Source organism: Pseudomonas artemisiae (genome assembly GCF_057128685.1).
On sequence record NZ_JBSKHS010000013.1, the window covers coordinates 24,127 to 36,330 of the forward strand.

A 12,204-nucleotide genomic window follows, 5' to 3' on the forward strand; every position below is an offset into this window, starting at 1 on the left:
TGTCAGGAGCACGTAATGGCCTCGAACAAAGCGTTTATTCACCCGCTGGAGGTATCCCTAGCCGTTGGCAGCCTCCCAATGCTCGCTGATGGCACCTTGGCGTCGGTCGAGGCTGTGCGCATGGAGCCTAACGGCTGGGTACCCAACAACCCTGACCTGCCGGTTATTGTGTACCGGCAGGTCATGTCTCAGATCAGTGACCTGGCCAGTGCCTTCGAACAACTGCTGGAGGTCAATCATTGGCCAGCTCAGTGGCGCGATGGCGTGTTCGACTACCACCATTACCACTCCACCGCCCATGAAGTGCTAGGCATCGCCGCCGGCAGCGCGCGCTTGGTATTGGGTGGGCCAGAGGGTTACGAGGTAGAGGTGCAGGCCGGGGACGTGCTGCTATTACCCGCGGGCACCGGCCACTGTCGGCTCAGTGCCAGTAAGGACTTTCTCGTGGTGGGCGCTTACCCAGCCGGAGCCAGTTTCGACATCTGCCGGGAAGCGCCTACGGCCAAGCAGCAGCAAGCGATTATCCAGGCAACCTATCCTGCGTCAGACCCGGTGTTCGGCGCCCAAGGGCCGTTCCATGGTATATGGCGGGCCCCCGCATGAGCGAAGCGCGCCTGGGCTTTGCCTGTCTGTACCGCCACCCGTTGCGCAGCTTTACGCTCAAGGAGCTGGAGGTCATCGAAAAGGCTTTCAACCCCCGTACCACGACGTTGCGCTGGATCAACAGCGCCACCGTGGAAGCGGCAGCGGACAAGCTGCGCCAGCTGGTGGAGCATAACCTTGACGCGCAACTGCGGCTGTTGGCCTATGTGGCCGAGTTGCCACTGCCGTTGCGAATGCTGCGCTTAAGTAGCGACCTGCTGCCCCTGTACAGCCACCCTCAGGTAGCAGGCTTTTACCAGGCGCCTTCCCTACAGGCGCACCTGCATACGCGCTTTGCCGAGGTAGGTGAGTTCGCCCGCGCCCATGCCATTCGCCTGTCGTTCCACCCAGGGCAGTACTGTGTGTTGGGCTCAGACCGGCCCGAAGTGGTGGATAACAGCGTGGCCGAATTCGAGTACCATGCCGATATGATCCGCATGATGGGGTACGGTCAACGCTTTCAGGATTTCAAATGCAATGTGCATATTGCCGGGCGGCTAGGCGGGGCAGGGGTACGTGCCACCTGGCCAAGGCTTTCGGTGGAGGCCCGCAATACCATCACCTTTGAAAATGAAGAAAAGGTCTACGGAGTGGACGATTGCCTGGCCCTCGCCGACCTGGCGCCGGTGGTGCTGGACATTCACCATTGCTGGATCAACGAATCGGCCTACATCGCGCCCGATGACCCGCGGGTGGAGCGCATCGTCGACAGCTGGCGCGGGGTACGCCCAGCCATGCACTATTCACAGCCCCCGGAACACTTGCAAACCCTGGGTTTCACGCCAGACACGCCACTGGAAATGGATAAGCTGCTTGAGCAGGTGAACAAGCGCGACCTGTACCTTCACAGCGCCCGCATGTGGAACCACTGCACCAACGCCTACGCGCTGCGGTTCCTCGACCGGTTCGACATCATGTTCGAGGCCAAGGACAAAAACCTGGCGACCTTGGAGTTTTACCAGAGGTACGTGGCGGCCGTCTGACGGAACTTCGGCGCCGCCCAGACGCTCAGCTGGAGGAAGCCGATCCCCTTTCCCACTGATCAGGAGGCCAAGATGCCCGACTCAAAAGGCCGTATCCGTTATGCCGTGGTAGGCGGCGGGTCCATTTCCCAGGGTGCGTTCATGCCCGGCGTTGGCCAGACCGACAACTCGGTCATGACCGCGCTGGTGACCGGCGACCCGGTGAAAGCGGCTGACCTCGCCAAAAGCTATAGCCTTAAAAGCTACGCCTACGAGCAATACGACACGCTGTTAGCCTCCGGTGAGATCGATGCGGTGTACGTGGCCACGCCTAACTTTCGCCATACCGAATTCGTAGTGCCGGCGCTGGAAGCCGGTATCCATGTGCTGCTGGAAAAACCCATGGCTACTGACGAGGCTGAGTGCAAGAAAATGCTTGAGGCGCAGAAGCGCACGGGCACCAAGTTGATGATCGCGTATCGGCTGCACTGCGAGCCCGGCACCCTGGAGATGATCGAACGGGTTCATGCGGGTGAGTTCGGCGAGCCGCGGCTGTTCACGGCTACCTTTACCCAGATCGTTAAACCCAGCAACCATCGCGCTCAAAGCGGGTTTGGCGCCGGGCCCGTAGCTGATATGGGGCCTTATCCACTGAACATGGTGCGCCAGCTGTTCGCCGCCGAGCCCATCGAGGTGAGCGCCGTCGGTATCCATGCACCGGGTAGCGCCGTCAATACGTGGGATACCGTCAGCGTGGTCCTGCGCTTCCCCGACGAGCGCCTGGCTCAATTCACCGTAAGCTTCACCCTGCCCGGCACGGAACGCTTCCAGTTGATCGGCAGCAAAGGCGAAATCGAAGCCTCCCCCTGCTTCGGCTATGGCGAAGGCGTGGCCATCGGCTACCGCGCGACCCTAGGCGAGCACACCCTGGAACACTTACACCCTGTGGTGGACCAGTTCGCCGGTGAAACCGCTTACTTCTCCGAGTGCATTATCAAGAATCAAGAGCCAGAGCCGGACGGCGATGAAGGCTGGCGCGATGTACGGGTGGTAGCGGCTATCGAGAGGGCGCTGGAAACAGGTAAGCCGCAAGCCCTGGAGCCTTTGCCCGCCAAGCGCACGGCCACCCGGGACCAACAACGCCAGTTCCCCCTGGCCGAGGTACCGGATTACATCAATACCGAATCGCCGACTGAGTAACGTCACCCTAAGTGAATGCCGTCGCGCTGGGCCTACTAGGCTCTGTACGAAATGTTTTGACGCGAAGGTCAGGCCCGGCCACGCAGACAAGGCGAAAAAAGCCGAGGAAGCGGACCGGGCCCGCCTTTGACCGCCCGCTCTATGGTGGGCCGATGAGCATCATTCTGGGCGGCGTCTGTGGTAGCGATGGCAGGGGTAGGGGTTCAACGGATATTGGGCTTTACCTTAGCTACTTTTCTTATTGGGGCGGTAGTGTAGGGTGCGTCAATGCTACTCGTGTCATAGCCAAGTGCCGTTAAGCTTGGAAATAGGGCGCGGCAGGCTCGCGGTATTACAGTTTTCTCTCCAGAAGAACGCAACCTGGCAGTTCTACTAGTTGCGGGGCGCTTGCGCAATCATTAGCGTGGATCAGGCATGGCTCATTGTTACGGGCTGAGCTTAACCAGTTAGTGAGGTTGGTATGAATAACACTGATCGTGTATTAAAATCCCATAAAGCCGAAGGAAGGATATCTGCCAGCGTTACAGTGGCCAATGTAAGTTCTCAATTTTCCGCTGAGGAAATGGACGTATATGAGATCTTCGATAAAATACATGTATGGGGCATGACCGGTAGGGCCAATGCAGAGCATCGGCTGATCCTGCTAAGCCTTCCAAAAACACTTGAAAATGGCAGCCACCCAATTTCAGCAAGCGATAGCCACGGTGTTCAGGCTGCGCTGGCATCGGACCTTGGCTCTGGCTTTGCTGAAACAGGTACGGCGGGCGTCGAATGGGACCATGCACAAAATACCCTGAAAGCTAACTTCGAGTTCTCCGGTAAGGCAGAGACGGCTGAATTTGGAGTGTTGGACGGGAATATTGATATCAAGTGGGGTGGCCCTGTGTCTACCCACACCCCCACAGGTAGCGGTTCAGCTCATATCAATCCGCCTGTGTTTGGGGAAAATAAAGCGTTTTTGCCTACGCGGTTCTCCTTCATTAAAGGTACTAGCGAATACCGTCTGGGCGCCTTTGAGGAAAAAAATGGCCACGTACAAGGCATGTATCTGTTCTTCCCTCATGACAGCAAGCTTGGAGAAAAATCCGAAGTAACACGCGCCCTGTTTATCGTTAATAGCTTTATATGCCTGACGCACGATTTGAAAACAATGTTTGTGGACATTACCGAAGAGTATGTCAAATTGAAATATGCGTTTAGTTTCAATTATAAAAATGTGACGCATCAAGTATCTGATGGCTTTGTGGAAATCAAATGCTGACCTCAGCGTCGGTCAGAGAAGCTTGGCCCACGACTGCCTGCCGAACACAGCAGCCGTGGGTTTCCCCAAGCCTGGCCTAAGCCTATGTGAACTCATCGGCCCTTGCCCGCCTTGGTGAATCCCAAAGCAATCAGTAGTAATGGTCTACACAAAGCTGTCAAGCGCCGAACGCACCGTCAATCGTGTGCATGGCGCCTGTGACAAAGCTTGCCTCAGGCCCAGCCAGCCAGGCCACCATGCCCGCTACCTCATCGGGCCGACCGTGGCGTTTGATTGCCATGAAGCTATGCATCAGGTCTTTCATCGGGCCATTCGCAGGGTTTGCATCGGTGTCGATTGGCCCTGGTTGCACAATATTGATGGTGATACCGCGTGGCCCAAAATCCCGGGCCAGCCCTCGCGCCATTCCCTGCAACGCGGATTTGCTTAATGCATAGGACGCCATGCCAGGCAACGGCATGCGGTCCCCGTTCACTGAACCTATCACGATGATTCGACCGCCTTCTGGCATCTGCCGCGCGGCTTCTACCGAGGCGTGATAGGGCGCATGTACGTTGATGCGCAATAAACGGTCGATTGCATCTGGGTCTTGCTCCAACGCATCACCGAAAATTGCTATACCAGAATTCACTACCAGCACATCCAGCGGCCCGCTATCACGGACCCGAGCTATGACCGCATCCCGGTCAGCGCTATCGGTCGAATAAGCACGACTGCCGGTTTCAACGGCAAGACGTTGCCCTGCTTCTGGTGAGCCTGAGTAGGTAAAGGTCACCTTTGCGCCGTCTGCCGCAAAGCGTTTTACGATGGCTGAGCCGATGCCCCGGCTTCCACCCAGCACCAGCACCGATTTGTTTTTGAAGTCTGACATGATCACCCTCCTGATTAATGTAGTGGATGATACAATAGTGGCCTTTCAGGCTGTCAAGGTATTGTGTAGCGATGACTACAAATAAACCATCAGCGCGTGGTCGGCCTCGCATGTTCAATCCTGACGAAGCCATTGCGACTGCTCAGGGCTTGTTCCATTCCAAAGGCTACGATGGGGTAAGTGTTGCTGATCTAACCAAAGCGCTTGGTATCAACCCGCCTAGCTTCTACGCCGCTTTTGGGAGTAAGGCCCAATTGTACGCACAGGTTCTTGAGCGGTATGCCGTAACCGGTGCCATTCCTTTTGCGCAGATTCTAACGGCAGACCAGCCGTTGGCTGTGTCGCTTGCGCAGGTGTTAGAGGAGGCCGCCCGCAGCTACGCCGCCGATGCTGCCGCCACAGGTTGCCTGGTGCTGGAGGGCACGCGGTGCAACGATCCGGAGGCGCGTGAGGCGGCCTGCGCCTTTCATAGAGCGGCACAAGACTTTATTCGCGATAGCGTTTTGCAACAGTACCCGCTGAAGGCAGATCGAATCACAGACTTTGTTTGCACTACCATGGCGGGCCTTTCGGCCAGCGCGCGCCATGGGCAGAGCCTGGACCGGCTTCTTTCTACCGCACGGCTGGCCGGGGCCGCGCTGGCACAGGTTCTGCCTGACTGATCGTTCTGTACACTGCAGCCTTGGCCTAACGTCATTCAGCGGGCAGGCGACTCATATGCAATGCTCTGCGCTGCGGGCTTGACTAGGTATTGGTTGGCGAGCGAAACCCAGCAAAGCGCTTATTGAAGCCAGCAACGCGGCCTTCGGCTTGGGTTTTGCGCACCTGACCGGTGTACATCGGGTGGGATGCACTGGAGACGTCCAAGGCTACATAGGGGTAAACATTACCGTCGCTGTGCTGCTCGGTTCGAGTGGTTTCTACTGTAGAACCTATCAAGAAGTACACATTGGCTGCGGTGTCGTGAAACAACACGGGGCGGTAATCAGGGTGAATATCAGGCTTCATAAAAACTCCATCAGGTAAGGGATTTGGTTACATTATAACGTTTTTTGAGCTTTGTATATTCCTGATGGCTGAAGCTATGTAATGCCGCCTAGCAGGCTGACTTCCACAGGGGCTGCCTGCGCACCGCCCTCGATGTAATCAGGCCGTACGCCTCCAGTGATCAGATCGGCTGCGCTCGTGCCCTGTCGATAATGGCCCCGGTGACTGATCGGTTGAGCCGCCTGGTTAGCAACTGCGTTCATAGTTTTCAAGGATCGTCCTCGTAAATGTTTGGCAGTGCCAGGCACCTACTGCGATCTGGTGCCAGGAGGAGGGCACATAGCGAGCCCGCAGCCATAGGACTTACCTGGTCACAAGGCGGTTCTGCACGCTGGGTAGCCAACCTTGTAAAACAATTCGTTACAACTCTACTTGTACGACATCGTATCTACTGTGTTCGACTGCGCGTGTTCCCACAAAAACAACAATTGGAGATCACCCATGCCGAGCACTCCCTCTGCTCAAGAATTAGCTGCAGCCCCATCGCAAAGCCGTGTCGTGAGGATACTCAAGCTCCTGGGCCCCGGGATCATCGCTGTGTTGGCATGGCTAGGCGCGGGTGACTTGATCACCTCTTCCGTCGCGGGCGCGAATTACGGTTACGCCATGATGTGGGTGCTGGCAGTTTCGTTGCTGCTGCGCTATCTGATCGTCAACATCATTGCCCGCTTCCAACTGTGCAATAACCAAGGCATGACCATCCTCCAAGGTTATGCTCAGTTGAATCCATTCTTTGGGTGGTTCCTGCTGGTGTATGCCTTGTTGATGGGGCACTTGATGAATGCCTACATGATCAAGGGTGCTGGCGAAGCCCTGGCCATGCTCTTGAAGATAGATTATCCGCTGCTCTGCTCCATGGCAGTGGTCGTGGCGGTCTGGATGCTGGTCGGCCGGAATATCTATACGTTAATCGAAGGGGTGATGAAAGCCTTGCTGGCTATCATGACTCTGGCGTTCATTGCGTTAGCGGTGATGTCCGGGCCAGACGTGACGGGCATTATCAAGGGCACCATCGGTTTTAGCATTCCGCCCGACGAGGGCGTTCACGGTGCGCTGCTGGTTGCGGTTTCAGTCATTGGCGCGGTGGCCGGTTCCGTTGCCAACTTCGTGCATCCTTACGTAATGCGCCAGAAGGGTTGGGTAGGCCCGGAGCACAAGCGCATCCAGCGCAACGACCTGCTGTTCGCGGTGTTCGTGGGCATTATCATCAACCTGGCGATCTGGATCGTCGGCGCGGAAATCCTGCGACCCAATGGCATCGAGGTCAACACACTGGCGGATCTGGGCAAGGCCCTGGAAATGTTTTTCGGTTCCATCGGCTGGTATGTGTTCTTTGTTGGGGTATTCGCCACCTTGTTCGCCAGTATCGCCGGTAAGACTACCGCATTCCCCATGCTGATCACCGATGCCTTCCAGCACGTCAAGCCCGAGCGTCGCCAGCGGTACGGCAAGGAATTCCACCGCGACCCGATGCACAAGTGGTTTATGTTGTTTATCCTGGTTACGCCGCTGATCTGGTCGCTGCCAGGAATGCCGGACTTCGTTACGCTGACCATTGGCGTTAATGCCTTGAACATTGTTGGCTTGCCTGTGATCTCTCTTGGCTTGTTGATCATGTCCAATCAGAAGTCTTTGCTGGACAAGCAATACCGTAACAACATTCTCGAGAACATCGCCTTGGTATTTGCGACGGGCCTCGCGCTGTGGGTTGCCTTCCAGTTGGGTGTAGACCTGTTCACCTGACCAGATAGCTAGCACGCTGTATTAAAGGCTCGCTGAAGGCTCGCCATAACGGCGGGCCTTTCGAGGTTTTACCCGCTACGCGTTGCGAGTATTTTGGCCCATCACTCGCTCAGCTCTGAAAACCTATATGCGGGTTTAGCATAATGACCTTGCGCGCAGGGAGGCCACGGGTACTCGGCTGCGCCAGCACGTACCGTGCACGTCAATCGTTTCCTGAGCTTGCATTGGGAAACAATCCAGTGGCATCCCTTACTAACTTATGTGGCTTGAGGCGAATTACTCGACCCAGCTTTCCACGTTTTCGGCACCGTGCTCGCTTTTCCAGGCTTTGATGGTTTTGTTATTGCCACCCTTGGTTTCGACAACTTCACCGGTATCAGGGTGTTTGTAGCGCTTTACAGTGCGGGCTTTGCGGGTATTTTTTACTGGCTCTGCCGCTGGGCGCTGAGCTGCCTGAGGATCGATGATGGCGATAATGTGTTTAAGGCTATAACTGTACTCGCCAAGCAATTCACGTAGTTTTTGCTCGAACTCGACTTCACGCTTCAAGCCTTCATCATTTTTCATGCTCTCAAGTTCTGCGAGCTGAGCAGCCAGTTTCTGTTCTAAAGCACGGTATTCGGCAAGGCGAGACATAAGCGTTCCTAATGGATTTATTAAGCGGTCAGTCTCAGTATGACCGAGAATATTGTCTGTCTGCACAATTGAATCACCGAAAGGCGATCTTATATACACCTAGCGTGTAGCAATAATAAGCCCGGTGAGCCGTGGGTCGGCTATTGCAGTGTGACGTGGTATCTCGCGCCGAGCTTAGTACGACCGTCAGAGTGCGGTATGAGCCACGAGGTGGGCCTGGGAGCGCACGGCCACCAGCACCACCAGCATGCCCACCGCCGAAACGACAGCCGCCGCGAGGAAGGCCGAGGCATAGCCGCCGCTAAGCTGCACCAATAGGCCAGTGATGGTCGGCGAGGCAATACCGGCAAGATTGGCCAGCAAGTGTACGAAGCCGCCTGTCCCGCCGACGCGATTCTTCGGCACGATATCCTGGATCAGGGACCAACAAATCTGCGGCGTGAAGAACAGGAACACACTGGCTACGGTAATGCAGGCTACCGCCGCTTCCAGCGAGCTGACCTGGTTCACCAGCAGCACACAGATGGCGGCCATCCCAAGGCCGAGGGTTAGCATGATCTTGCGAGCGACGATGACGTTTTTCAGCCGCCTCCCCAGCCAGTCAGTGGCAGCCCCGCCCCCCATAAAGCCTACTGCCGCGCCCAGCCAGGGAATGACCCCCACGATGCTCATGCTCTTCACGTCTAGGTGCTGGGCATCCATTAAGTAGCTGGGCAACCAGGTCAGGAAGAAATACAACACATAGTTGAAGCAGAAGAACGCCATCGCCACGGCCAATACCGGCGCGCTAAAGATATAGTGGGCAAGGCCCTTGCTGTCATCCGCGCCAGATTCCGTTACCGCCTGGGCACGGCTTTGCGCGATCAATTCACGCTCGGCCACACTCACCCCGGGATGCTCGGCCGGTTGGTCGCGGAACCAGCGCAGCCAGGCCGCCATCCACACCAACCCCAATAGGGCGATCACCAGGAATGACACCCGCCAGCCAAAGTGTAGGGCCACAAGGCCGACCACAGGTGCGGCAAGCGCAGCGCCAAGGGGTTGCCCACAGTTGGTGAAGCCGATAGCGCGACCTGCTTCTTCCCGCGGGAACCAGTTGGTTATGGCCTTGTTAGTGGTGGTACCCATGGGGCCTTCGCCCATGCCAAACACCACGCGATAGACCAGTAATTGCGCGTAGCCGGTGACAGTCGCCGTGAGCCCGCAGAAAATTGACCACACCCCTGCCGACCAGCTAAATACCTTGCGCGGGCCAAAACGGTCCGCGGCCCATCCGCCGATGAAGCAGAGGGCGCAATACCCGATGAAAAAGCTGCTGAAGATGAAACCCATGTGGAGGTCGTCGATGCCAAGTTCCGACTTCACCATAGGTGCCACCACTGATAGCGCGGCACGGTCCAGGTAGTTGAGCATGCCAGCGCCAAACAACAGCGCGGCGATCCGCCAGCGATACTGCGTAAACATATCAAAGCCCTTTGTTATTGGAATTTGGCGCTCGGCGCTCACGCCACGTGGGTATGTGCGATACGGTATTTCGTCAATACGTCCATGTTGGCCACGAAGCCTAACCCTGGCTTCGCTGGCAGGGCCATGCGCGGTTTGAAGTCAAGCTCCGGATAAAGAAGCGCCTCGAACTCGATAAAGGGCACCTCTACCGCAACGCTCTCGGGTAGCAGGGTGCACAGGTGAGCGACCGCGAGTAAGCCTGGGCCGAAATAAAAGCAGTGGGGGACCACCTCAACCTCATACTGGCGCGCGAGGGCAAAGATCTCGAGCATGGCGCTAATACCGCCTACCTTGGCGACACTAGGCTGCACTACATCCACTGATGCGTTGTCCAGCAATGCCCGGATACCATTCACCCCTGGCGCGTTTTCACCCGCGGCCAGGCGCACGCCTTCGCGGCGGACGGTGGCCAGGCCATGGGCGTCGTCAGGCGGCCAGACCGGCTCTTCCAGCCAGGTCAGCCCCAACTCGCGTAGCTGTTGGGCCGTTATCCGAGCTTCATCAACCGACCAAGGGCAGTTCACGTCCACCATCAGGTCCCCGGCGCCCGCAGGCAACGCCTGGCGTGCCGCGGCAATGGCGGGATATTGAGTTTCATGCAGCTTGACCTTGTTGAATCCCGCGGCCCGGGCACGCGTTACATGCCGGGCGACAGTATCGGGGTCGTTGCCATAGCTCACCAGGCTGGCATACAGCTCCAGCTCTCGAGGCTTACCACCAAGCAACTGCCATAACGGCTGGCCGGCCTGTTGCGCGGCCAGGTCCCACAAAGCGATATCCATGCCCGCCAGGCCATAAGCGACAGGGCCGGTACTCCCGAACCCGTGCAAGGCCTTGCGTACCGATTCCATGGCCCATGCCCGGTCCTCTAAATCCAAACCGATGAATTGTGGGGCTATCAAAGTTTTCAGGGCCTCGAAGGTCACTGGGTTCGAGCCGTGGCCAAATGCCTCTCCCCAGCCGACCATGCCTTGGTCGGTATGCACCTGGATAATCAGGCTTTCCATGCGACTGTGGCGAGGGGAGGCGGCGTTAAAGGCATCGTCTTCCTGCACTACACCTACATGTTGCCGAACGCCGGCGTAGAAGGGGATGCTGACACGAGACAGCTCTATGGCAGTGATTTTCATAGGCAAAGGTCGTTCTTGAAATATTTAGTAACCATGTCTCATACGTTATCGTACAACCACCTGCTTGCCAACTGTCGCTTCGTTTAAGTCGCTGATCGAGATGATCGCTTGCGAAGGCGCCTGCATTGACCGATCGGCGATCGGCCTGAACACGGCCAAGCGCGCGGGCCTGAAACCCTGGGGTCAGGCGATGCAGGAGGGCGCGCGTCATTGGCCTTTTCAATCGGCCGATCAAAACAGCCTATTGGCCATTTGCCGAGTCGCCCCGTAACGTACCTGGCAGGTGCGACAGATGCGCGCACCGCTTGAGTGTGTAGTTCCCATGCTCAGCCCACGACCAGCACGAGCCCGCCATGTCTCTGAACACCCCGCAGCAAATCGCTGAAATTGCCGTCGAAAGCGGCGTCAAGAAGGCCCACTTGAGCCTGTCATCCTTGATAATCCTAGGATTTCTGGCAGGGGCTTTCATCGCCCTTGGGTTTCTCCTCGACATTCATGTCAGCACCATGATCCCTAGCGATTGGGCTTCGCTAGGCAACCTGCTTGGCGCTGTGGTGTTTCCCGTGGGGCTGATTCTGGTGGTGCTGGCCGGCGGTGAGCTGCTGACCGGTAACATGATGAGCCTGCCCATGGCACTGTTCGCTGGGCGTATCGGCCTGGGCCAGCTCGCGCGCAACTGGCTGCTAGTGACTCTGGCCAACCTGATTGGCGCGGTGTTCGTCGCTTATTGCTTCGGGCATCTGGTAGGCCTGACCGAAGGCGTCTTCATGGCCAAGACCGTGGCCATCGCTAATGCCAAGGTAGCGGCCAGCTTCGAACAGGCCTTCATCTCTGGCATTGGCTGCAATTGGCTGGTGTGCCTGGCGGTGTGGCTCAGCTACGCGAGCAAGGACGTGGTTGGTAAAGTGGTCGGCATGTGGTTTCCAGTGATGGCATTCGTCGCGATCGGCTTCCAGCACATCGTCGCCAACATGTTCGTGATACCCGCGGCGATTTTTGGAGGAGCCTTGAGTTGGGCGCAGTTCGGCGAGAATTTCATTCCGGTATTTTTGGGTAACGCAGTGGGCGGCGCGGTATTCGTTGGCCTGGCTTATCACTTGGCCTACTTCAAGACCGTAACCCGGGCCGCCGCGCTGCCCGAAGCCAGCGGCGCGCAAAGGCCCGAATAATCGAGAAACGCTAGACAGGCGCGCCGGTTATAAGAGG

At 57.3% G+C, this 12,204-nt stretch carries 12 protein-coding genes; 7 read left to right on the plus strand and 5 right to left on the minus strand.

The genetic code is table 11. From position 1 onward, the window contains the following. The first annotated feature begins 15 nt into the window (after nucleotides 1–15). The 4 genes from ACWKV4_RS15380 (at nucleotide 16) to ACWKV4_RS15395 (ending at nucleotide 4,065) form a co-directional block, all read left to right on the plus strand. A complete protein-coding gene (locus ACWKV4_RS15380) occupies nucleotides 16–603 on the plus strand; it encodes a cupin domain-containing protein (RefSeq protein ID WP_483832955.1) in 588 nt (195 codons plus the stop codon). Next, nucleotides 600–1,625 carry a UV DNA damage repair endonuclease UvsE gene (gene uvsE, locus ACWKV4_RS15385; protein ID WP_483832956.1) on the plus strand — a complete coding sequence of 342 codons (1,026 nt, stop codon included), beginning with the start codon at nucleotides 600–602 and terminating at the stop codon, nucleotides 1,623–1,625. Before ACWKV4_RS15380 ends, uvsE begins: the two co-directional genes overlap by 4 nt. A gap of 72 nt (nucleotides 1,626–1,697) precedes the next feature. Next, nucleotides 1,698–2,804 (plus strand): Gfo/Idh/MocA family protein, encoded by a 1,107-nt coding sequence (locus ACWKV4_RS15390; protein ID WP_483832957.1) that lies wholly within the window; start codon nucleotides 1,698–1,700, stop codon nucleotides 2,802–2,804. 460 nt (nucleotides 2,805–3,264) lie between these two features. Then, nucleotides 3,265–4,065, plus strand: coding sequence for a hypothetical protein (locus tag ACWKV4_RS15395; RefSeq protein WP_483832958.1), 801 nt, complete (start codon nucleotides 3,265–3,267; stop codon nucleotides 4,063–4,065). 157 nt (nucleotides 4,066–4,222) lie between these two features. Here ACWKV4_RS15395 and bdcA read toward each other — a convergent pair whose 3' ends face one another. Then, on the minus strand, nucleotides 4,223–4,936 hold the full coding sequence (gene bdcA / locus ACWKV4_RS15400) for an SDR family oxidoreductase (protein ID WP_483832959.1): 714 nt from the start codon (nucleotides 4,934–4,936) through the stop codon (nucleotides 4,223–4,225). Between the two features lie 110 nt (nucleotides 4,937–5,046). On the opposite strand from bdcA, the gene ACWKV4_RS15405 reads away from it, so the two are divergent. Beyond that, nucleotides 5,047–5,598, plus strand: a complete 552-nt coding sequence (locus ACWKV4_RS15405; protein ID WP_483832960.1) for a TetR/AcrR family transcriptional regulator — start codon at nucleotides 5,047–5,049, stop codon at nucleotides 5,596–5,598. Between the two features lie 82 nt (nucleotides 5,599–5,680). Here ACWKV4_RS15405 and ACWKV4_RS15410 read toward each other — a convergent pair whose 3' ends face one another. Continuing rightward, on the minus strand, nucleotides 5,681–5,944 hold the full coding sequence (locus ACWKV4_RS15410) for a type B 50S ribosomal protein L31 (RefSeq protein WP_483832961.1): 264 nt from the start codon (nucleotides 5,942–5,944) through the stop codon (nucleotides 5,681–5,683). 480 nt (nucleotides 5,945–6,424) lie between these two features. On the opposite strand from ACWKV4_RS15410, the gene ACWKV4_RS15415 reads away from it, so the two are divergent. Continuing rightward, nucleotides 6,425–7,726 (plus strand): Nramp family divalent metal transporter, encoded by a 1,302-nt coding sequence (locus tag ACWKV4_RS15415; protein WP_483832962.1) that lies wholly within the window; start codon nucleotides 6,425–6,427, stop codon nucleotides 7,724–7,726. Nucleotides 7,727–8,002: 276 nt separating this feature from the next. Here the strand turns inward: ACWKV4_RS15415 and ACWKV4_RS15420 are convergent, their stop codons facing one another. The 3 genes from ACWKV4_RS15420 to ACWKV4_RS15430 all read right to left on the minus strand — a co-directional run bounded on the left by ACWKV4_RS15420 (nucleotide 8,003) and on the right by ACWKV4_RS15430 (nucleotide 10,998). Next, nucleotides 8,003–8,362, minus strand: coding sequence for a histone-like nucleoid-structuring protein, MvaT/MvaU family (locus tag ACWKV4_RS15420; protein WP_483833063.1), 360 nt, complete (start codon nucleotides 8,360–8,362; stop codon nucleotides 8,003–8,005). Between the two features lie 186 nt (nucleotides 8,363–8,548). Continuing rightward, complete coding sequence (locus tag ACWKV4_RS15425) at nucleotides 8,549–9,826, minus strand: MFS transporter (RefSeq protein ID WP_483832963.1); 1,278 nt, start codon at nucleotides 9,824–9,826, stop codon at nucleotides 8,549–8,551. A 38-nt stretch (nucleotides 9,827–9,864) separates the two neighbouring features. Beyond that, a complete protein-coding gene (locus ACWKV4_RS15430; protein ID WP_483832964.1) occupies nucleotides 9,865–10,998 on the minus strand; it encodes a mandelate racemase/muconate lactonizing enzyme family protein in 1,134 nt (377 codons plus the stop codon). Nucleotides 10,999–11,351: 353 nt separating this feature from the next. Here ACWKV4_RS15430 and ACWKV4_RS15435 point away from each other — a divergent pair, with 353 nt between their 5' ends. Beyond that, the gene (locus tag ACWKV4_RS15435; RefSeq protein ID WP_483832965.1) at nucleotides 11,352–12,167 is read left to right on the plus strand and encodes a formate/nitrite transporter family protein; all 816 of its coding nucleotides are present in this window, start codon (nucleotides 11,352–11,354) and stop codon (nucleotides 12,165–12,167) included. The last annotated feature ends 37 nt before the right edge of the window (nucleotides 12,168–12,204 follow it).